The sequence below is a fragment of the Nocardia sp. NBC_00881 genome (genome assembly GCF_045207455.1).
Taxonomy (GTDB): domain Bacteria; phylum Actinomycetota; class Actinomycetes; order Mycobacteriales; family Mycobacteriaceae; genus Nocardia.
The window spans coordinates 3,637,870-3,658,734 of sequence record NZ_CP108798.1 but is presented as its reverse complement, the minus strand read 5'-3'; the positions used below and the strand labels follow the sequence as shown (position 1 = coordinate 3,658,734).

Here is a 20,865-nt window from a genome sequence, read left to right as displayed (position 1 = left end):
GTGGCGTTGGCACGCGGCGCTGGATCGAGACGCGATGACGTTGCATCGGCCTGAGGGGACGCTGCGCCGCGACGGCGACCCGATCCTGCTGACCCCCGAGGAGGCCGGATGGACCTACACGGGACTGCGGGTGCTGCGGATCGGCGCGGGAACAGCGCGGACCGTGCGGACCGGGGAATTCGAGGCGTTCGTCCTCCCGCTGGCCGGGGGATGCACCGTGCGCGTCGACGGTAGGGCCTTCACACTGACGGGACGGAAATCGGTCTTCACCCGTGTGACGGATTTCGCCTACGTTCCGCGCGACGCCGAGGTGGACATCGTGGCGGAAGGCGATCTGGAGGTGGCGTTGCCGATGGCGCGCTGCACCCGTCGATTGACACCGAAATACGGTCCGGCGGAACAGATTGCGGTGGAAGTCCGCGGCGCGGGCGTAGCAACCCGGCAGGTCACCAATTTCGGCGTACCCGGCGTCTGGGAGCACGCCGACAAGCTCAACGCCTGCGAGCTGATCACCCCGGACGGCAACTGGTCGTCCTACCCGCCGCACAAGCACGACGAGGAGAGCGACTGCGAGGTCGTCAACGAGGAGATCTACTACTTCCGCATCGCCGGACGTGACGGGATCACACCCGCACGCGAGGGGTTCGGCCTGCACCGGACCTACACGGTCGACGGAGCGTTGGACGAGGCCGTCGCAGTGCGGGACGGGGACGTGTTCCTGGTCCCGCGCGGCTACCACGGCCCGTGCGTTGCCGCGCCCGGCTACCCGATGTACTACCTCAACGTGCTGGCGGGTCCGGCGCAGGATCGGTCGATGGCGTTCTGCGACGACCCGGCGCACCACTGGGTGCGCGCGCGGTGGGACGCCGAGCCGATCGACCCGCGCTGTCCGGTCACCACTCACGAAGGACGGATCGGATGAAGCTGACCACAGCGCAGGCGCTGGTGGCCTGGCTGGTCGCCCAGCGCTCCGAGACACTCGACGGCCGTGAAGTGCCGCTGTTTCCGGCGGTGTTCGGGATCTTCGGGCACGGCAACGTGCTCGGCCTGGGCACCGCGTTGTACGAGCGGCGCGCGGAGATCCCGGTCTGGCGCGGGCAGACCGAAGAGGGGATGGCACTCGCGGCCGTCGGTTACGCCAAGGCCACGCACCGCCGCCAGGTCGGCGTCGCGACCTCCTCGATCGGTCCAGGCGCGTTGAACATGGTGACGGCAGCGGGCGTCGCGCACGCGAATCGCCTTCCGCTGCTGCTACTTCCGGGCGACACCTTCATCGGTAGGGCACCGGACCCGGTACTCCAACAGGTCGAGCACTTCGGTGACCCGACCGTCACGGTAAACGACGCGTTCCGTGCGGTGAGCCGGTATTTCGACCGCATCACCCGCCCGGAGCAGCTGATTTCCACACTGTCCCAGGCCGTTCGGGTGCTCACTGACACAGCGGAAGCCGGGCCGGTCGTCCTCGCGCTCCCGCAGGATGTCCAGGCCGAGACCTACGATTTCCCCGACGCGCTGTTCGCTCCCGTCGTGCACCGCGTCGCGCGGCCACGCCCAGATCAGCAAGCACTCACCGAAGCCGCCGCCACGCTGTGCGCCGCGCGGCGTCCGCTGTTGGTTCTCGGTGGTGGCGTTCGGTATTCGGGCGCGGGTCGCACCACCGTGGAATTCGCCGAGCACGTCGGCATTCCGATCGCGGAGACCACCGCGGGACGCACCTTGGTGCCGCACGATCATCCGCTGTACGCGGGTCCGCTCGGTATCACGGGCTCGGCGTCGGCGAACGCGATGGCGGCCGAGGCTGACTTGGTCCTCGCGGTCGGAACCAGGTTGCAGGATTTCACCACGGCGTCCTGGACCGTCTTCGCGCCGGACGTGCGCCTTGTGACGGTCAACGCGGCACGGTTCGATGCCGTCAAGCACGGTGCCATCGCCGTGGTCGGCGACGCCGAGGCCACCGTGCGGGAGCTGGCCGGGCAGCTGGGACAGTGGCGTGCGGATTCGGCGTGGACCGCGCGCGCCGCGGTTCTGCGCAGCACCTGGGACTCGCATATCGATAAGTTGCGCGCACCGACGCCCGGCACGCCGAGCTACGCCCAGGTCGTCGGGGTGGTGAATGAGCTGAGCGGGCCGAGCGACTACGTCATGACGGCATCCGGTGGTTTGCCCGGTGAGCTCGTCGGTGGCTGGCGCGCGTCGGGCGGAGCGCCCACGATGGACGTCGAGTACGGCTTCTCCTGCATGGGCTACGAGCTCGCCGGCGCGTGGGGTGCGGCCATGGCGCACCGGGACGGCGTGGTGACGACGCTGCTCGGGGATGGCTCCTATCTGATGTTGAACTCGGAATTGTTCTCGGCGGCCTTCGCTGGGCACCCGTTCGTCGCGGTGGTGTGCGACAACGACGGCTACGCCGTGATCGCCCGTCTGCAGGAGGGCCAGGGTGGCGCCGCGTTCAACAACTTCTACGCCGACTGCCGCACCAATCACCAGCAGCCGCCCCGCGTCGACTTCGCCGCCCATGCCGCAGCGCTGGGATGCGCCGTCTTCACCGCATCCGACCTGCACGAATTTCGTGCCGCCTACAGACGAGCGCGGGCGGCGGCGGCCGGCACATCCGGGCCGGCCGTGGTCGTGGTGCGTACCCAGCCGTCCGCGTGGACCGAGGCGGGCGCCTGGTGGGAGGTCGGCGTGCCGGAGTACCTGTCGGGTCGGGCCGCTTATGACGAGTCGAAGCCGAACCAAGTGCGCTATCTGCGGCCGTGAACAGAGAACTCGACACTGGTGCGTGGCCCGCCCCGACCCGTGGGCTGAAGCGTTGGAATCCGCATGCGGTAAGCTGTATCACATTGGGGCTCAAGGAAACTGGTAGCAGAAGCGTATCGGTGTCGAACCGCGTCGAAGAAGGAGTTCATGATGCCCGGCGCGGTAGCCCATGCGATCGGGGTGCGCTCGTCGAGGACGACGGCGAGCGCACCCGGCGAGAAGTGCGGGTTCTCGAGTGACTGTTCCGGTGGTTTTGTCCGGATCGTGACCCGACCGAGCGTGGGAGGTGACAGACGCAGCCCGCTGCTGAGCGTTGGATAGCTCACAGTTTTTTGGGCTGAAGGTGGAGTAATTCGTCGGATCATGGCATCGTTGATCTACGAGACCAGGGCATATCGATTTCAACACCTGGCTCGTCTACAGAAAGTATGAAATGGCTCAAGGCATTGTGAAGTGGTTCAACAGCGAGAAGGGCTTCGGCTTCATCGCGCAGGACGGCGGAGGACCCGACGTCTTTGTGCACTACTCGGCTGTTAGCGGCGCGGGTTTCCGGTCCCTCGATGAGGGGCAGCGTGTGGAGTTCGAGATCGGCCAGGGACAGAAGGGGCCCCAAGCCCAGGATGTCCGCGTTCTCTGATCGCGACTTAGCTTTCTCAAGGCCCCGAACAATGTTGCGGGGCCTTTCCCCTGTTCGGGGCATTTTTTTGGCCTTCGATCGCCGCTCCGAATCCGCGTATGGAGTACCGAACACCCGCTGGTGCAGGCCTCCCGCACAAGCGGGATGTCGAGGCCTTGGTTCGGTCCCGCGACAGATCCGTCGCGAGGGATCGACAGGTTGTACGCACAATGTCGGCGCCGTTCGCGCCGTTAGCGATTTCGGTTTGCAATTGGTTGCGCACGATGTTGGATAGACTGGTTGTCTATTGCAAGCGGCATTTGTCTATGCGGAGAGTGCCGGATGCGTGACGGCGGACGTTCGGGATGCCCGATCAACGCGACGATCGAGGTGATCGGCGATCGGCGGACGCTGCTTGTGCTGCGTGACGTGATATTCGGCGACCGTCGCCACTTCCGGGAACTGCTCGCCGGATCAGAGGGAGGCATCGCCTCCAATATCCTGTCCGATCGGCTCGATCGGCTGGGGCTGGTCTGCCAGCGCCTCGGCGCGGAAGAACTCCGCCGTGATCGCTCTGGCTCGCGCGGAATCCCGGCTGCCCGACTTGGGGAACGCGTCGGCGGCGCGGTCGAATTCGGCCGTGATGAACGCGGCGATCGGTGCGGGCGCCGTCCCGCTACCCATCTCGCGGGTGCGCGACTTCAGCTCGGTCAGCTCGGCCACCGCCGCCACGAGGTCGGCGGGTAGATCGCAGTGCCGCATCAGCGTCGGCAGATGCATCGGGGCGACCGTCGCACCGGGATGCTCGCGCAACCACCGCAGAGCCATCGCCGGACGCAACGAATAGAACACCTTCTTCAGCGACCGCGCGCGGTCGAACAATGCCCACTGCTTGGCGCCCAAATGCAGATAATGCCGCGCCACCTTGTTCCGGTCGGCGACGTCCTCTGCCACCGCGCGCAGCCGGCCGCGGAACTGGGCGTCACCGCGGTACACGATCGGCGACATCAGCCACTCGATGAGCACCGCGTTACCCTGCACCAGCAGGCGCAGTGCCTTGGCCAGGTCCCAGCCGTTCACGTCGAGCAGGCCGGCGAGCGGCGTCTCCAGCACATCGCGGGCGCGCCACGGGGAAAGATAGGTCTCCAGCCGGGCGACGTACACGAACCGGCAGTCGTAGTCCGAGTCCGGAGAGGGGAATCCCCAAGCGCGACTGCCGCTTTCGATCGCGAGTCGAATCGACACGTGGTTTTCCCGCTCGACCCGATCCAGTTCGCGATCGATGGACCCGACCACCGTCGGGTCCATCGAAGCCGGTATCGCGCGCAGGGACATGGACGCGATGGTAGATGTTCGAACGAACGCGACGCAGCTCCTTTTTCGTCGTTCGGACCCGGCTCCGGCCGCCGAATAGGTGCACCGACATGGTGCCGCTATTCCCTCTTTGGTATTCGATGCGCAATGGTGAGTTATTTGGAAGCTCTATTGTTCTATCGGCGGAGCCTCTTCCCGAGGCCGGTCGGCTCCCTCCCTTTTCGGGGCTCCTTCGATGGACGAGGTCAGCCGCGCGCCGCGACGGCGGATACGCGGGCGAGTTCGGCCGCGAGCCGCGCTGGATGGGTCAATTGCGGGTAGTGGCCGGCGCCCTCGATCGAGATCGAGTCCCGAGCTGTCGCGACAGTGACCGGATCGGTGGAACCGGCGATGATCCGCACTGGTACCTCGATCTTGTCGAGTAGCGCACGCAATTCGCCGCGCCGGTCAGGCGCGCTTGCTCGGCGCAGTGCCGCGATGGTGCGGACGGCGCCACCGGGCCTGCGCAGGCCCCACGCGGCGTTCGCGAGAGCATCGCTCTCCGGCACGCCGAGCTGTTTCGCCAAGGCGGCGGCCGAGATCCGACGCAGCGCCGCCGCCGCCAGCGGCGAGCGCAGCAGCATGCCGGACCGCGGTTGCAGGAACGCGGGCGAGACCAGCACCACACCGGAGATCCGCTCCGGATGCGCGGCCGCATACCGCAGCACCGGGCCGCAACCGAGTGAATGCCCCACCAGCACAGGGCGAGTGCGCACCGAGGGCAATCCCGGCAGCACCGCATCGATGTCGCCTGGCGCCGACCGCCCGAGCCCGGGCAGGTCGAGCACCAGGCTAGGCGCGTCGAGTTCGGCACGGACCTCGTTCCAGGACTCGCCGTCCAGTGGAAGGCCGTGCACCAGCACGTAGGCCGGATCTTCGCGTTCACCGGAAACCCAGACCCGGTCGGTGAATCCAGCGGACGGATCGGCCTCTACCGCCCCGAATCGGCTGGCTACGAGATGGTCGGCCCACGCAAGCACGGTCGCCTCCGTCGGCGGCATGGTGAGCCCGAGCCGCCGCGCGACCGCGTCCGCGGCGGACGTGTCGTAGCGGTCGTCGGCGATGAACGTCAGCGACTCCGGATCGGCGCCGGTCAGCGCGCGCGGGAGTCTCGCGACCACGCCCACCGGAATCGAGAAGCGCGGCGCGCGGACGCCCAGATGGGTGGCCAGCAGGCGAATCAGTTTCGGCAACACGGGAGTTCGGGGATCGAGCACGGTGTACGACCGGCCCGCGGTGTCCGGCAGGGTGGGCAGACCGATCAGGAAGTCGGTGAAGTAACCCAGATCGACGATCGGAACGAAGGTGTCCCGACCGCCGGGAATCGCCGCGAGCCTGCCGTGCCATAGTTCCTCGACCACGCTCGCGAGTCCGACGTATTGGCCGGGGCCGATCACGGAGCTCGGGTTCGCGATGGTCAGCGCGACCCCGAGTTCGGCGGCACGCCGCCGCAGGAGCGGATCAGATTCGAACTTGGACGCGCCGTACGCGCCCCGCTCGTAGTGCTGTTCGTCGGATTCCTCGACGGTGATCCGGTATCCGGTGATGTGCACCACGCGCCGTAGGCCAGGTAGTGCGGCGGCCCAGTCGAGGACCCGCAGCGCCCCGGTGACGTTGACCGCGTACGCATCCTCGGGTGCGAGTCCGAAGGCGAAGCGGGCCGCACAGTTGTAGACGTCGCGGATGCCGGAGGGATCGAACCCGGCGGGTAGGCCGAGGTCGGGTGCGGTGACGTCGCACGCCACCATTTCGAGCTCGTCCAGGTCAACGCCGCGTTTCCGCAGCCATCCGATGAGTCGCTCCTCGCTGCCCTGCCGCAGTGCGGCGGTGACGGAATGGCCTTGCTCGAGCAGGTGGGCGACCGCGGCGCGGCCGAGGAACCCGGCGGCGCCGAACACAATGCTGTCGGACATGACATTCTCCTGACTAGACCGGTCTACATATTCATTGGACAAAGAAAACTGCTGGTAAATCGCGTCATGGCGTCAGATCAGGGCCCGGATGGTGCGTTCTACCCGTTCCAGCGGCTCGCGGCTGCGTTGTGCGCGGGCCAAGAGCAACGCGCCCTCGACCATGGCCAGCAGCGCGGCCGCCAGATCATCGGCATCGGCACGGCCGTCGGCGCGGAGCCGAATCCGCAGCGCCTGCTCCCATGCCGCGTAGGCGGTCGCGCACTCGACTTGGATGGGGTCGTTCGCCGCCGCGATGTCCAGAGCGACCGTGGCGACCGGGCAACCCTGCTGCCACCCGGAGGCCTCCAGGCGGTCGCCGAATACCGCGAGCAGCCTGGTCGCGGCGTCGGCGATGCTGCCGGGCTCGATCGTGTCGATCAGCGCGGCGATCTCCTTGCCGGACTGGGCGATCGCCTCTGCTACGAGCTCGTCCTTGCCGCCGGGGAAATGGAAGTAGAGCGAGCCGCGCGGTGCGCCGCTGGCCGCCAGGATCTGGTTGAGCCCCGCGCCGTAGTAGCCGTGCCGCTCCACCAGCGCGCGCGTCGCGTCGACCAGCTTGCCCCGGGTCTCGGTTCCCTTTGCGCCCATTAGGCAATGGTAGACCGGTCTTCATATTTTCGCGACCCATAAGACTGACGACGGCCGCCCGCCAGGTGGTAGAAGGGACCCGAATCGCGCGGACTAAGCTGGTCGGCGGTAAATGCCGACCCCCTTTTCCTCAGGAGTACCCCACAGTGAGCCAAGCAGGCCGTCCCGTAGTTCTGATCGCCGACAAGCTCGCCCAGTCGACCGTCGACGCGCTCGGTGACGGTGTCGAGGTGCGGTGGGTCGACGGCCCCGACCGCCCGGCCTTGCTCGCCGCGGTGCCCGAAGCCGACGCACTGCTCGTGCGCTCGGCGACCACGGTCGACGCCGAGGTCTTGGAGGCCGGAAAGAACCTGAAGATCGTCGCACGCGCGGGCGTCGGCCTGGACAACGTCGACGTGCCCGCCGCGACCGCGCGCGGCGTCATGGTCGTCAACGCGCCGACCTCGAACATTCACACCGCCGCCGAGCATGCGGTCACCCTGCTGCTGGCCGCCGCGCGTCAGATCCCGGCCGCGGACGCCACCCTGCGTGAGCACACCTGGCAGCGCAGCAAGTTCAACGGCGTCGAGATCTTCGACAAGACGGTCGGCGTCGTCGGCCTCGGCCGCATCGGCCAGTTGTTCGCCGCGCGCCTCGCCGCCTTCGAGACCAAGATCGTCGCCTACGACCCGTACGTGTCCCCCGCGCGCGCCGCGCAGCTCGGCATCGAGCTGTTGAGCCTCGACGAGCTGCTCGAGCGCGCCGATCTGATCTCGATCCATCTGCCGAAGACCCCGGAGACCAAGGGCATCATCGGCAAGGAGGCCATCGCCAAGACCAAGCCGGGCGTGATCATCGTCAACGCCGCCCGCGGTGGTCTGGTCGACGAGGCCGCGCTGGCGGAGGCGATCAAGTCCGGTCACGTACGCGCCGCGGGCCTGGACGTGTTCGAAACCGAGCCGAGCACCGACAGCCCGCTGTTCGACCTGCCGCAGGTCGTCGTGACCCCGCACCTGGGCGCCTCCACCTCAGAGGCCCAGGACCGCGCGGGTACCGACGTCGCGAAGTCGGTGCTGCTGGCCCTGGCCGGTGAGTTCGTGCCCGGCGCGGTGAACGTCACCGGCGGCACCGTCGGCGAGGAGGTCTCGCCGTGGCTGGACATCGTGCGCAAGCAGGGCGCCCTGCTCGGTGCGCTGTCCAACGAGCTGCCGGTCAGCGTCGAGGTCCAGGTGCGCGGCGAACTGGCCACGCAGGACGTCGCGGTGCTGCAGCTGTCCGCGCTGCGCGGCGTCTTCTCCGCGCTGGTCGAGGACCAGGTCACCTTCGTCAACGCGCCTGCCCTCGCCAAGGACCGCGGTATCACCGCCGAGGTCACCACGGCGCCGGAGAGCCCGAGCCACCGCAGCGTCGTCGACCTGCGTGCCGTGTTCGGTGACGGCCGCACCCTCAATGTCGCGGGCACGCTGACCGAGCCGCAGCTGGTGCAGAAGATCGTCAACATCAATGGCCGCAACTACGACATGCGCGCCGAGGGCCTGAACCTGGCCGTGCTGAACTACGAGGACAAGCCGGGTGCGCTGGGCAAGATCGGCACCAAGCTCGGCGAGGCCGATGTCGACATCCTCGCCGCGCAGCTGAGCCAGGACGTCGACAAGGAAGGCGCGACCTTGGTTCTGCGGGTGGCCCGCGAGGTACCCGCCGATGTACAGGCCGCGATCGCCGAGTCGGTCGGCGCGGCCAAGGTCGTCCTGGTCGATCTGTTCTGATCGCGTCGGGATCTGGCATCCCGATACCGGAGAATCGATGCCGCGCCCGAGGTAGTTCGTGGTGCGGCATCGGTCTGCCGAAGCGCGATCGGCGCGCCGCCGTGCCGATCTGCTCGCGAGAGGCGTGCGCGATGGGTTCGCCGCAGCGCCTGGTGCTCGACCGACCGACCGCACCAAGTACCGTGACGGTGCTGCGGTCACCCGGTCGGAAAGTCGGTGCCTCACCCCGACGGCCTTACCCGTGCCGCGCGCTATGGCGGCCGCGGTCGGCAAAATCGAACGGAGCATTGTTGTCATGAAGCTTGCTGTCATCCCGGGCGACGGTATCGGGCCCGAGGTCATCGCCGAGGCGCTCAAGGTGCTCGACGTGGTCGTGCCCGGTGTCGAGAAGACCGAATACGACCTCGGTGCGCGGCGCTACCACGCGACCGGCGAGATCCTGCCGGACTCGGTGCTGCCGGAGCTCAAGCAGCACGACGCGATCCTGCTCGGCGCGATCGGTGATCCGTCGGTACCCAGCGGCGTGCTCGAGCGCGGCCTGCTGCTGCGCACCCGGTTCGCGCTGGACCACCACGTGAACCTGCGACCTTCCAAGCTGTTCCCTGGTGTGACCAGCCCGCTGGCCGGCAGCCCCGAGATCGACTTCGTCGTGGTGCGCGAAGGCACCGAGGGGCCCTACACCGGTACGGGCGGCGCGATCCGAGTCGACACCCCGCACGAGGTGGCGACCGAAGTCAGCACCAACACCCGCTTCGGCATCGAGCGCGTGGTGCGCTACGCCTTCGCCAAGGCGCAGGCTCGGCGCAAGCACCTCACGCTCGTGCACAAGAACAATGTGCTCACCTTCGCCGGTTCGCTCTGGCAGCGCACCGTGGACGAGGTCGCGGCCGAGTTTCCTGATGTCACAACGGCTTACCAGCACATCGATGCCGCGACCATCCACATGGTGAACGACCCGGGCCGGTTCGACGTGATCGTCACCGACAACCTGTTCGGCGACATCATCACCGACCTCGCCGCCGCGGTGAGTGGCGGCATCGGCCTGGCCGCGAGCGGCAATATCGATGCCTCCGGGACGAACCCGAGCATGTTCGAGCCGGTGCACGGCAGTGCCCCCGACATCGCGGGCCAGTCGAAGGCCGACCCGACGGCGGCGATCCTCTCGGTCTCTTTGCTGCTCAACCATTTCGGCGACACCGCGGCGGCAGCCCGCATCGAGTCGGCCGTCGCCGAGGACCTCGAGTCCCGCTCCGGCGCCGACTCGACCGTGCAGATCGGCGACCGCATCGCCGCCACCGTCTGACCCACCACCCGACGAAGGTCCCGTTCCCGATCCGGGAGCGGGACCTTCATTCAGTCGCCGTGCGGCCCAAGGATTTCGGTCGACGGGCTCGGTTGCCTCTTTCGATACAGACTCATCAGCTGGTCTGCCGCACGACCCCTGACCACTCGGCTCACCGGGCCCTACGCTCGTCATAGTCCGTGCGTGGAACCAAGAGTGGCGCGGCTTGTTCTTCGATGTTGCGGTGAAGCGGCTCGCGATGACGACACCGCTGACAATCGCCAGCGAGCCTCGCTGAGGAAGGTCAGGCGGCGGCGAACGCGACGCTCGGAACGAGCGGCGAAGTGGGTCGGAAGCTGGAGGGCGTGAATTCTGCGGGGGTTCCAGCTAATCGGGGTCATCGGGTACCAGCGGAATCGCCGCTATTGCCGTGGCGGCCGCGAGCAGGAACGCGGCGGGGAAGCCGCTTGCCGTGATGAGGGCGCCGAATACCGGAGGGACCGCTGCCATCGCGAAGTTCTGGCCGGTGTTCTGGATGCCGAGGCCGCGGCCGCTCCAATACGGTCCCGCGATTTCGGCGACCGCGGTGAACGCCAATCCGTTGTCGGAGACGGTGATTACCGACGCGGCGATCAGCAGCGGGATGGCGGCCCACCACCAGTGCGTCCACGCGGTCAACGCCAAGGCGGCCATCGAGATGACGGCGGCGACGGCGACAGTACGCAGCGGGCCCATCCGGCTCCCGACGCGATCCGACCACGCCCCTGCTCCGATCCGACCCAGCGCGCCCAGGAGTTGGGTGGCGGTCACCAGCACGCCCGCCGCGGCCAGCGACCAGCCGACGTCGCGGTGCAGCCACAGCAGCGCGAACGTCCAGACGGTGCCTTGCGGGACAACCAGCAGCACCGAGACCAGATGGATTCGCCATAGTGTCGCGTCGTCGCGATAAGGGTTGGCGCGCAAGGCCGAATCGGCGGCGGCGCCTTCTGGACGAGGCGGGTCGACGATGCCGATCCGACAGCCGACGGCGGCCACGCCCGCCATGATCGCGGGTACCAGAATGGCCGCAGGCACGCCGTACGTCCCGGCCATGGCCGGAATCGCCAGGGCGCCTACTCCGACGCCGAGCGGCTGCGCGGTCTGCCGGATGCCCATGGCCAACCCGCGTCGCTGCGGCGGGAACCAGCCGACGATCACCCGGCCGCTGGCGCCGTTGGTACTCGCCGCCCCGATGCCGCCGAGGAATAGCAGCGCGCCAAGGGCGATGTCATCGGTCGTGTTCGCCGCCGCGCAACCCGCCGCCAGCATCAGCAGCGGACCGCAGACCAGCACCTTGCGCTCGCCGACCCGGTCGACTACGTATCCCCACGCGATGAGCGTGCACACCAGCGCGACGGTCGGCATGGCAACCAGCAGACCGGCCGTGGCCAGTGGCATGCCGCGGTCGGTCAGCGCGGGCAGCAGGAAGGGGACGCCGTGGATGAAGACCGCGCTGGAGGCCTGTGCGAAAACCCCGAGGCCGAGCATGGACCACCGGCGAACCTCGTGGACCTGCGTGACGGTAGCCATCGGCACCACCTCGAATCTCAATATTTGGGATAACGTTCTCATCTATTGAAAAGATGTGCTTACCGTACACGCTGACCGAGCCGTTCGCCGAACAGCGGCTGTCGCACTGCTCACAGCTGATCCGGGCAGCTGCGAGCCGGGCCGGGCCGTGGTTCCGTACCACTCGGTCGGGCGCGTACGAGCAGGTGGAAGCAAGGTCGATAGACTGCCGGGCATGCGTCTAGGTCGAGTTGCCAGTCCCGATGGGGTCGCCTTCGTGAGCATCGAAGGCGATGGAAGCGACATCGCAGGAGGGGGTAAGGCAGGATCGGAGATCGCCAAGGAGATCGCGGAACACCCGTTCGGCACGCCGACGTTCACCGGCCGGAGCTGGCCGCTGGCCGATGTGCGATTGCTCGCGCCGATTCTGGCGAGCAAGGTGGTCTGCGTCGGCAAGAACTATGCCGCGCACGCGGCCGAGATGGGCGGCCCAGCGCCCGCCGACCCGGTGATCTTCCTCAAGCCGAACACTTCGATCATCGGTCCGAACGCCCCGATCATCCTGCCGCCCAGCTCCGCTCAGGTCGATTACGAGGGTGAGCTGGCCATCGTCATCGGCCGCCCGTGCAAGGACGTGCCCGCCTCTCGCGCGCTGGACGTCGTGCTCGGTTACACCGCCGCCAACGACGTGACCGCCCGCGACCAGCAGCGCCACGACGGCCAGTGGACCAGAGGTAAGGGCTACGACACATTCTGCCCGCTCGGGCCGTGGATCGAAACCTCTTTGGATCCTTCGGATCTGGAGATCGTCACCGAACTAGACGGTGAGGTCCGGCAGCGCAGCCGCACTTCTCTTCTGCTGCACGATATTCCGAAACTCATCGAGTGGATCACCACCGTGATGACGCTGCTGCCCGGTGATGTCATCCTCACCGGCACCCCCGAGGGCGTCGGCCCGCTACAGAACGGGCAGCAGGTGTCCGTGACTGTGGAGGGCATCGGAACCCTCACCAATCCCGTTGCCGCCAAACGCTGATCGAAAGAGAGCCATGACTGAAGTACGGGTCCGATTCTGCCCGTCACCGACGGGAACACCACACGTCGGCCTGATCCGGACGGCGCTGTTCAACTGGGCGTATGCCCGCCATCACGGAGGCACATTCGTCTTCCGTATCGAAGATACCGATGCCGCACGCGATTCCGAGGAGTCCTACCGGGCGATCATCGACGCGTTGCGCTGGCTCGGCCTCACCTGGGATGAAGGGCCGGAGGTCGGCGGGCCCTACGAACCGTACCGCCAGTCGCAGCGAAGGGACCTGCATCTGGACGTGGTTCGGCGTTTGCTGGAGGCCGGGGAGGCCTACGAATCCTTCTCCACGCCTGAGGAAGTCGAGGCCCGCCACCGCGCCGCTGGACGCGATCCGAAGCTGGGCTACGACAACTACGACCGCGACCTCACTCCCCAGCAGATCACGGCACATCGTGAGGCCGGGCGCCCCGCCGTGATCCGGCTCCGGATGCCCGACGCGGATCTGTCCTGGCATGATCTCGTGCGCGGCGAGACCACCTTCAAGGCGGGGACCGTGCCAGATTTCGCGCTTACCCGCGGCAATGGCGATCCGCTGTACACGCTGGTCAACCCCGTCGACGACGCGCTGATGCGGATTACCCACGTCCTGCGCGGCGAGGACGTGCTCTCCTCGACCCCGCGTCAGCTCGCGCTCTACGCCGCATTGCGCCGGATCGGGGTTACCGACTTCACTCCCGAGTTCGGCCATCTGCCCTTCGTCATAGGCCAGGGCAACAAGAAGTTGTCCAAGCGTGATCCAGAGTCGAATCTGTTCGCTCACCGCGACCGAGGATTCATCCCAGAGGGTTTGCTGAATTACCTCGCGCTACTCGGTTGGGGCCTCGCGGAGGATCGTGATGTGTTCACCATGACGGAGATGGTCGAGGCTTTCGACATATCGAAAGTAAATTCGAATCCGGCCAGATTCGACCAGAAGAAGGCGGACGCGATCAACGCCGAGCACATCCGATTGCTGGAGCACGGTGATTTCGCGCACCGGCTTCGGGATTACCTCACCGAACACGGCCACATCGGCGCGGAAATCGATGAGAAGGTGTTCACCGCGGCGGCCGAACTCGTGCAGACCAGGATCGTGGTGTTGTCGGACGCTTGGGAACTGTTGCGTTTCTTGTTCGCGCCGTCGGATCAGTTCACGATCGACCCCGTCGCGGGCGCCAAGAATCTCGGCGCCGACGCGACCGCGGTATTGCAGGCTGCTATTGCCGCAGTGGAGCCGCTGACGGAATGGATGGCACCGGCGCTCGAAGACGCGCTGAAAACGGCGCTGATCGATGATCTGGGGCTGAAACCGCGTAAGGCCTTCGCGCCGGTGCGGGTCGCGGTCACCGGCTCACATATCAGCCCGCCGCTGTACGAGTCGTTGGAACTGCTGGGCCGTGCGGTCACCGTGGACCGGCTGCGCGCGGCGCTGGCGTGGACCGCGCAGGCCTGAGCGCGCGAACTGGGCGGAAAATGCTGTCTTGACCAGGCGATTTGTAATATACCGGTAGCCGTTTGGTACTCTTCTTCTCGGTCCGGAACACGGTCTCGAGTCACCCAGATGCGAGACCGAGTGACCTGGTCATTGGGGTATGGTGTAATTGGCAACACAGCTGATTCTGGTTCAGCCATTCTAGGTTCGAGTCCTGGTACCCCAGCGGAGAGTGTTGTTCGACTTCGGTTCGCGGCCGAAATGAGTACAGCATCCGGCGATTTGGTCGCCGAGCTTCGGCCGGTTATGCTAGCCAAGCCTCCTGATCGAAAGATCACCACGGCGCTCCTCGCGCAAGCGGGAAGCAGTCCTGGCCCCGTCGTCTAGAGGCCTAGGACGCCGCCCTCTCAAGGCGGTAGCGCGGGTTCGAATCCCGTCGGGGCTACACGAGTGAAAGGTCCATGCCCATAGGGCATGGACCTTTCACGTTTCGCGGCGTTGACTGAGCCTCCAGCAGGCAGCTGGGATTGTGTTGACTGGGTGCTCGGTCCGGCAGCCGCAGACCGCGTTGGTCGGGGATTCAGTGCGGCGACGGGTACCGAGCGGTCTGGTCGGGGCCGCTGGTCAAGGGTGTCTCTGCCAGTCCGAGATGAGTTGCCAGAAATTTGCTGCTGAGGGTGGCGGGTGCGTTGCCTCGGTTTCGCGCTGTAACTGCACTGGTACGGAAGGCCCTCCTGCCGTTCGGCCGGAGGGCCGTGCCCGTCTCGCGGATCAACCGCTCTTGCGGCGGAATTCCCGCTTGTGGCTGGCCGCGGTGTGCGCCGCGGAAGCCTTGGACCGGCCGTCGAGGTGGTCGGCCGCACGGGCGTGCTGCTGATTCTTGCGCTCGAGCGCCTCGCGGAACTTGCGCTTCACCTCGTCGGCGCTGTCATGGGAACTATCCGAATCCGCCATCGCCTGCTCCTCGTCATCGCGGCCGTGCACCGCATCCCCCTCGGGCCGTGGTGCCCGGCCGATTCGTGTCGAACGCCTCGACGCTATCGGGTTCGAGGCGGTTGTGTCAGTTGGAATTCGGGCGCGTCGCTCGCCCGGATCGTGCTCGGCTCAGTCGAGCCACTGTGCGGTGGTGCCGCCGAGCGGTAGCTGTGGAAGGCCCAGTTTGCGGTGATCCCAGCTGCGTACGTGCTCGGGAACGACGCGGACGGCGACCCGCTTGTGCAGCATCGACTCCACCATCGGGCGCGTCTCTTCGCTATAGGGCCCGGTGTAGCGTTCCCAGACGCTCACACCGACCGCGAACAGTTTTCCGGCGTCCTCGACGATTTCGGCACGACCCTCGATCGACACACCGCGCAGCTGGTCGTAGGTCTGGCCCGCCTCGACCATGCAGGTGACCCGTGGATCGCGGCGCAGGTTCACCGCCTTCTGCGACTTGGCCTTGGTCTCGAACCAGATCTCGCCGTCGATGAGCGCGTACCACATGGCGGTCAGGTGCGGTGTTCCCTTTCCGCTGATGGTTGCCAGTGTCGCGATCCGGCTGCGCTCCAGGAACTCGGTGATCTCGGTGTCGGACATCACGATCTGTGCCCGTTGGTTGACTCCCATTGGCCAACCATAGAGAGTTCGACCGAAACGTGTTACAGGCGCTTGTGCAATGCCTCGGCCGCGGCGACCAGGTCCGCGGCCCAGCGGGCGCCCGGCCTGCGGCCCATCCGGTCGATCGGGCCCGATACCGATACGGCGGCGACGATGGTGCCGGCGGCGTCGCGCACCGGTGCGGAGACGCTGGCCACACCCGCCGCGCGCTCGCCTGCGCTCTGCGCCCAACCGCGCTTGCGGACCTCGGCCAGCGCCCGCTCTCCGAACACCGCGTCGGGCAGGATGGTGCGCTGCAGCTCTGGATCGGACCAGGCGAGCAGCACCTTGGCGGCCGAGCCCGCGGTGAGCGGAAGGCGCGCCCCGATCGGGACGGTATCGCGCAGTCCGACGGGGGGTTCCAGCGCCGCGACACAGATGCGCGCGTTGCCGTCGCGGCTGTAGAGCTGAACGCTCTCCCCGGTGATCTCGCGCAGCCGGGGCAGAATAGCCGACGCGGCCTCGAGCAGCGGGTCGTTGGCGCCGGTCGCGAGTTCGGCGAGGGCCGGTCCGGGGCGCCACATCCCGTTGTTGTCGCGGGCGAGCAGGCGGTGCACCTCCAGGCCTACGGCAAGACGATGGGCGGTAGCGCGAGGCAATCCGGTGCGTGCGCACAGCTCGTTGAGACCGCAGGGATGCTCGGCTACGGCGTACAGGACCGCCACTGCTTTGTCGAGGACGCCGACACCGCTATGCTGTCTCATAGAACGATACTAGCGTCCCGGATGTTGAGAAATCCATCGGCGAAAACGCACCTTCGCGGATTCCGGTCTCCATGGTCCGACCAGGCGCAGCTATCTCAACAGGTGCAACCGTCGCCGCGCCACTGCCCGGATCGCGGAACGGCTGCTCGTCCGAAAGGTGATCGACTATGGCCGAACCGCGCACGCTGGCCGAGAAAGTATGGGACCAACATGTCGTCGCTCGCGGTGCAGGTGAGGGCGCCTCGCGCGAACCCGACCTGATCTATATCGACCTGCACCTCGTCCACGAGGTGACCAGTCCGCAGGCCTTCGACGGGCTGCGCGCCGCGGGCCGGCCCGTGCGGCGACCGGATCTCACCATCGCGACCGAGGACCACAACGTTCCGACGATCGATATCGACAAGCCGATCGCCGACCCGATTTCGCGGACCCAGGTGGAGACGCTGCGGCGCAATTGCGCGGAATTCGGTGTCCGGCTGCATCCGATGGGCGACCTGGACCAGGGAATCGTTCACGTGGTCGGGCCGCAGCTCGGCTTGACCCAGCCGGGGACAACGGTGGTGTGCGGCGACAGCCACACCTCTACACACGGCGCGTTCGGCGCCCTGGCGATGGGTATCGGCACGTCCGAAGTCGAGCATGTGCTTGCCACCCAGACGCTCTCGCTGCGCCCGTTCAAGACTATGGCGATCACCGTGGACGGCGCGCTGCCTGCGGGCGTGACGAGCAAGGATCTGATCCTGGCGGTCATCGCGAAGATCGGCACCGGCGGCGGCCAAGGGTACGTCCTGGAGTATCGGGGCGAGGCCATCCGCGCCATGTCGATGGAGGCCCGAATGACCATCTGCAACATGTCCATCGAGGCGGGCGCGCGGGCGGGCATGATCGCACCGGACGCCACGACCTATGAATTCTTGAAAGGGCGGCCCCATGCCCCGCGGGGGGCCGACTGGGATGCGGCGGTGGCCGCCTGGGAGGCGCTGAAGACCGACCAGGGCGCGGTTTTCGACGCCGAGGTGCGCATCGACGCCGCCGAGCTGTCCCCGTTCGTCACCTGGGGCACCAATCCGGGGCAGGGCGCTCCGCTCGGTGCGGCGGTGCCCGACCCCGCGGGAATCGCTGACGAGGCGGCCCGCGAATCGGCAGAGAAGGCACTGCGGTACATGGATTTGGAGCCGGGAACTCCGCTTCGGGAAGTCTCGATCGACACCGTATTCGTCGGTTCGTGCACCAACGGGCGCATTGAGGATTTGCGCGCGGTGGCCGGGATTTTGAAGGGGCGCCATGTCGCCGACGGAGTGCGAATGCTGGTTGTACCGGGCTCGATGCGGGTTCGCGCACAGGCGGAAAAAGAAGGATTAGGGGAGATTTTCACCGCGGCTGGTGCCGAATGGCGGCAGGCGGGGTGCTCAATGTGTCTGGGAATGAATCCGGACCAACTCGCGCCCGGCCAGCGTTGCGCCTCCACATCGAACCGGAACTTCGAAGGCAGGCAGGGCAAAGGCGGCCGCACCCACCTGGTTTCCCCCCTCGTAGCGGCCGCGACGGCGCTCCGTGGAACTCTGTCGTCGCCTGCGGATCTGGACTGACCGGCCCCGCTACACCCAATCGAACCCAGGAGATTCGTTATGGAAGCCTTCACCGTGCACAAGGGCATCGGGGTGCCGCTGCGCCGCTCCAATGTCGATACTGATCAGATCATCCCCGCCGTCTACCTGAAGCGGGTAACCCGCACCGGATTCGAGGACGGGTTGTTCGCCGCATGGCGAACGGATCCGACATTCATTCTGAACATCGAGCCCTACAACAGGGGTAGTGTGCTGGTCGCGGGTCCGGATTTCGGTACAGGATCCTCGCGTGAGCACGCCGTTTGGGCGCTGTCGGACTACGGCTTTCGGGTGGTCATCTCGTCGCGGTTCGCCGACATCTTCCGCGGCAATGCGGGTAAAGGCGGTCTGGTGGCGGCTCAGATGTCACAGAACGATGTCGAAATGCTCTGGAAGTTGCTGGAGGAACAGCCGGGCATGGAATTGGTTGTGGACCTCCGAGCCCGCACCGTGGCGGCCGGAACCGTCGTGTTGCCGTTCGATATTGATGACTACACCCGGTGGCGTCTGCTCGAAGGATTGGACGACATCGGACTGACTCTGCGCCGGAGTGACACCATCGCCGAGTTCGAAAGCGCAAGGCCGGCATGGAAACCCACCACCCTGCCGGCACATATTTCGCATACGTAATCACCCCCGCGTGTTAGCTGTGCGGCCTGAGTGGCGGTAGCTGGACGTGTGCTAAACCACATGAATTTTGGCGTGGCACATAGACTCTTGCCCAAAGTGGGTTTACCGTGGTACCTAGTCGGTCCGACGACGGGCCATTAGTCTGCGGAGGATTCAATGAACAAGGCGGAACTGATCGACGTTCTGACCGAAAAGTTGGGTACGGACAGGCGCACGGCCACCGCGGCAGTCGAGCATGTGGTCGACACCATCGTGCGCGCGGTGCACAAGGGTCAGAGCGTCACTATCACCGGATTCGGTGTGTTCGAACAGCGTAAGCGTGCGGCTCGAGTCGCACGGAACCCGCGCACCGGCGAAACCGTGAAGGTGAAGCCCACTTCGGTGCCCGCGTTCCGTCCCGGCGCGCAATTCAAGGCGGTCATCGCGGGTAAGCAGAAGCTGGCGGCGAGCGGTCCCGCCGTCAAGCGCGGCGTGAACGCACCGGTGGCCGCAAAGAAGGCCGCCGCGAAGAAGACGGCGGCAAAGAAGGCCGCGGCAAAGAAGGCGACCGCGACCAAGGCGCCTGCCAAGACGACAGCCCGTAAGGCCGCCGCCAAGGCTCCGGCAAAGACCACCGCCCGCAAGGCGACTGCGACCAAGACCGCCGCCAAGAAGGCGCCCGCGAAGAAGGCGACGGCGGCCAAGAAGGCTCCGGCCAAGAAGACAGCTACAAAGGCTACTGCCGCCAAGAAGACCACCGCCGCGAAGAAGACCGTCGCCAAGAAGGCGCCTGCGAAGAAGACCGCGGCCAAGAAGGCTCCGGCTCGCCGCGCCCGCTGATATATCACCCCACCGTCGTATCGGCGCCGAACGGGCCCGCCCCGGAAGGCTGGGCCATTCGCCTCACCGATTGAAATGGCCCCGGGACGCACCCCCCGGGGCCATTTTCCGCGGTGCGTGGCCTGCGGCAGTGCCGCGATGTGGTTCCGACACGACGAGGCGCCGCGGTGCTGTGAGCCGTCAGGAATTCACGACGCCGGTCGAGAGCGACCGATCCAGATGGTCCGCGGCCACCAACCGCCCCTCGGCAAACGACAACACCCACACACTGCCCTTACGGTTGCGCGCCGACGGCAGCACGACGCCGTCGCGGTCGGCCCACCACTGCAGCAGGTCCGGAATCACCTTTCCCTGGCTGCAGATGACGCGAACAGCCTTGTCGGTCATCAGAGCTCGGGTGCGCTCGCGGGCCGCGTCGGGCGCCGCAGCGTAACCGGCCTCGGAAAGCAATGGCTCCAGGGTGATTTCGACGCCGAGTTTCTCGGCCAGCGGCGCCACCGTCTGCACACAGCGCAGCGGATCGGCGGAGAAGATCTCGGATGCCCCGAACGCCAGCAGGTTCGGCACCAGAGCCCGCCCCTGAGCCTCGCCCTGTCGATCCAGGGGGCGCTGCTCGTCCGGCCCGTTGAAGCGGTCTCTCCGGCCGGCTTTCGCATGCCGCACGAGCAGCAGCGTGCTCGTGCGGGCGGGCAGGCGGGCGAAGGCGCGCAGCACCTGCCGGTCCATCGGATACGACAGCTGGTCCATCACCCGGTCCAGCGGGTGCCAGCTGAGTTCGTCCACCTCGGAATTGGCGGCGAACTCACCGTCTACGACCTCGGCCGCCCAATAGTCGACCCTCTTCAATTTGCGATGGCCCGGGATCGGGTAAGTCACGTGCCCGAGGTAGCGGCCGAGCCTGCATTCCAGCCCGGTCTCCTCGGCGACCTCGCGGACCGCGGCGAGCACAGGGGTCTCTCCGGGATCCAGCTTGCCCTTCGGCAGCGACCAGTCCTGGTACTTGGGGCGGTGGACGATCGCGATCTCGACCGCTCCGTTCACTGTCCTGCGCCACGGTACCGCGCCCGCGGCGTAGATATTGGCGGTGACGCGGGGATCCCAGAACGGACCCCCGTCCATCTCGTA

The 20,865-nt window shown here is 66.9% G+C and carries 18 protein-coding genes and 2 tRNA genes; 12 read left to right on the top strand and 8 right to left on the bottom strand.

The window, feature by feature from the left end; translation table 11 throughout:
- Window positions 1-34 precede the first annotated feature (34 nt).
- From iolB to OH799_RS15235, 3 genes are all read left to right on the top strand, one after another.
- Window positions 35-922 (top strand): 5-deoxy-glucuronate isomerase, encoded by an 888-nt coding sequence (iolB, locus tag OH799_RS15245; protein ID WP_406280735.1) that lies wholly within the window; start codon window positions 35-37, stop codon window positions 920-922.
- Window positions 919-2,760, top strand: coding sequence for a 3D-(3,5/4)-trihydroxycyclohexane-1,2-dione acylhydrolase (decyclizing) (iolD, locus tag OH799_RS15240; protein ID WP_406280733.1), 1,842 nt, complete (start codon window positions 919-921; stop codon window positions 2,758-2,760). Before iolB ends, iolD begins: the two co-directional genes overlap by 4 nt.
- A 433-nt stretch (window positions 2,761-3,193) precedes the next feature.
- Window positions 3,194-3,397 (top strand): cold-shock protein, encoded by a 204-nt coding sequence (locus OH799_RS15235; RefSeq protein ID WP_054814460.1) that lies wholly within the window; start codon window positions 3,194-3,196, stop codon window positions 3,395-3,397.
- A 453-nt stretch (window positions 3,398-3,850) separates the two neighbouring features.
- Here the strand turns inward: OH799_RS15235 and OH799_RS15230 are convergent, their stop codons facing one another.
- The 3 genes from OH799_RS15230 to OH799_RS15220 all read right to left on the bottom strand — a co-directional run bounded on the left by OH799_RS15230 (window position 3,851) and on the right by OH799_RS15220 (window position 7,269).
- The gene (locus OH799_RS15230) at window positions 3,851-4,711 is read right to left on the bottom strand and encodes a DNA polymerase beta superfamily protein (RefSeq protein WP_406280730.1); all 861 of its coding nucleotides are present in this window, start codon (window positions 4,709-4,711) and stop codon (window positions 3,851-3,853) included.
- A gap of 224 nt (window positions 4,712-4,935) precedes the next feature.
- Window positions 4,936-6,642, bottom strand: a complete 1,707-nt coding sequence (locus OH799_RS15225) for an alpha/beta fold hydrolase (RefSeq protein ID WP_406280728.1) — start codon at window positions 6,640-6,642, stop codon at window positions 4,936-4,938.
- Window positions 6,643-6,714: 72 nt separating this feature from the next.
- Window positions 6,715-7,269 carry a TetR/AcrR family transcriptional regulator gene (locus OH799_RS15220; protein WP_406280726.1) on the bottom strand — a complete coding sequence of 185 codons (555 nt, stop codon included), beginning with the start codon at window positions 7,267-7,269 and terminating at the stop codon, window positions 6,715-6,717.
- Window positions 7,270-7,415: 146 nt separating this feature from the next.
- Here OH799_RS15220 and serA point away from each other — a divergent pair, with 146 nt between their 5' ends.
- Together serA and OH799_RS15210 are read left to right on the top strand one after the other, a co-directional pair.
- Window positions 7,416-9,014 carry a phosphoglycerate dehydrogenase gene (gene serA, locus OH799_RS15215; RefSeq protein WP_406280724.1) on the top strand — a complete coding sequence of 533 codons (1,599 nt, stop codon included), beginning with the start codon at window positions 7,416-7,418 and terminating at the stop codon, window positions 9,012-9,014.
- 295 nt (window positions 9,015-9,309) lie between these two features.
- Entirely contained in the window at window positions 9,310-10,317 is a 1,008-nt protein-coding gene (locus OH799_RS15210; protein ID WP_357264153.1) for a 3-isopropylmalate dehydrogenase, read from the top strand.
- Between the two features lie 366 nt (window positions 10,318-10,683).
- Here OH799_RS15210 and OH799_RS15205 read toward each other — a convergent pair whose 3' ends face one another.
- The gene (locus tag OH799_RS15205; protein WP_406280722.1) at window positions 10,684-11,865 is read right to left on the bottom strand and encodes an MFS transporter; all 1,182 of its coding nucleotides are present in this window, start codon (window positions 11,863-11,865) and stop codon (window positions 10,684-10,686) included.
- 214 nt (window positions 11,866-12,079) lie between these two features.
- Here OH799_RS15205 and OH799_RS15200 point away from each other — a divergent pair, with 214 nt between their 5' ends.
- From OH799_RS15200 to OH799_RS15185, 4 genes are all read left to right on the top strand, one after another.
- Window positions 12,080-12,880, top strand: coding sequence for a fumarylacetoacetate hydrolase family protein (locus tag OH799_RS15200; protein WP_357264158.1), 801 nt, complete (start codon window positions 12,080-12,082; stop codon window positions 12,878-12,880).
- A gap of 13 nt (window positions 12,881-12,893) precedes the next feature.
- Entirely contained in the window at window positions 12,894-14,366 is a 1,473-nt protein-coding gene (gene gltX, locus OH799_RS15195) for a glutamate--tRNA ligase (protein WP_406280719.1), read from the top strand.
- A 133-nt stretch (window positions 14,367-14,499) separates the two neighbouring features.
- A tRNA-Gln gene (locus OH799_RS15190) sits at window positions 14,500-14,571 on the top strand.
- 146 nt (window positions 14,572-14,717) lie between these two features.
- A tRNA-Glu gene (locus tag OH799_RS15185) sits at window positions 14,718-14,790 on the top strand.
- A gap of 326 nt (window positions 14,791-15,116) precedes the next feature.
- On the opposite strand, the gene OH799_RS15180 is transcribed toward OH799_RS15185, so the two are convergent.
- The 3 genes from OH799_RS15180 to OH799_RS15170 form a co-directional block, all read right to left on the bottom strand.
- Window positions 15,117-15,299 carry a DUF5302 domain-containing protein gene (locus OH799_RS15180; protein ID WP_406280717.1) on the bottom strand — a complete coding sequence of 61 codons (183 nt, stop codon included), beginning with the start codon at window positions 15,297-15,299 and terminating at the stop codon, window positions 15,117-15,119.
- Window positions 15,300-15,449: 150 nt separating this feature from the next.
- Window positions 15,450-15,950, bottom strand: a complete 501-nt coding sequence (locus tag OH799_RS15175; protein WP_406280715.1) for a pyridoxamine 5'-phosphate oxidase family protein — start codon at window positions 15,948-15,950, stop codon at window positions 15,450-15,452.
- Between the two features lie 32 nt (window positions 15,951-15,982).
- A complete protein-coding gene (locus OH799_RS15170; RefSeq protein WP_406280713.1) occupies window positions 15,983-16,684 on the bottom strand; it encodes an IclR family transcriptional regulator in 702 nt (233 codons plus the stop codon).
- Between the two features lie 167 nt (window positions 16,685-16,851).
- On the opposite strand from OH799_RS15170, the gene leuC reads away from it, so the two are divergent.
- The 3 genes from leuC to OH799_RS15155 all read left to right on the top strand — a co-directional run bounded on the left by leuC (window position 16,852) and on the right by OH799_RS15155 (window position 19,740).
- The gene (leuC, locus tag OH799_RS15165) at window positions 16,852-18,273 is read left to right on the top strand and encodes a 3-isopropylmalate dehydratase large subunit (RefSeq protein WP_406280711.1); all 1,422 of its coding nucleotides are present in this window, start codon (window positions 16,852-16,854) and stop codon (window positions 18,271-18,273) included.
- Window positions 18,274-18,312: 39 nt separating this feature from the next.
- Window positions 18,313-18,921, top strand: a complete 609-nt coding sequence (leuD, locus tag OH799_RS15160) for a 3-isopropylmalate dehydratase small subunit (RefSeq protein ID WP_406280709.1) — start codon at window positions 18,313-18,315, stop codon at window positions 18,919-18,921.
- Between the two features lie 156 nt (window positions 18,922-19,077).
- On the top strand, window positions 19,078-19,740 hold the full coding sequence (locus OH799_RS15155; RefSeq protein ID WP_406280707.1) for an HU family DNA-binding protein: 663 nt from the start codon (window positions 19,078-19,080) through the stop codon (window positions 19,738-19,740).
- Window positions 19,741-19,920: 180 nt separating this feature from the next.
- Here OH799_RS15155 and OH799_RS15150 read toward each other — a convergent pair whose 3' ends face one another.
- A complete protein-coding gene (locus OH799_RS15150; RefSeq protein ID WP_406282137.1) occupies window positions 19,921-20,859 on the bottom strand; it encodes an NUDIX domain-containing protein in 939 nt (312 codons plus the stop codon).
- Between the last annotated feature and the right edge of the window lie 6 nt (window positions 20,860-20,865).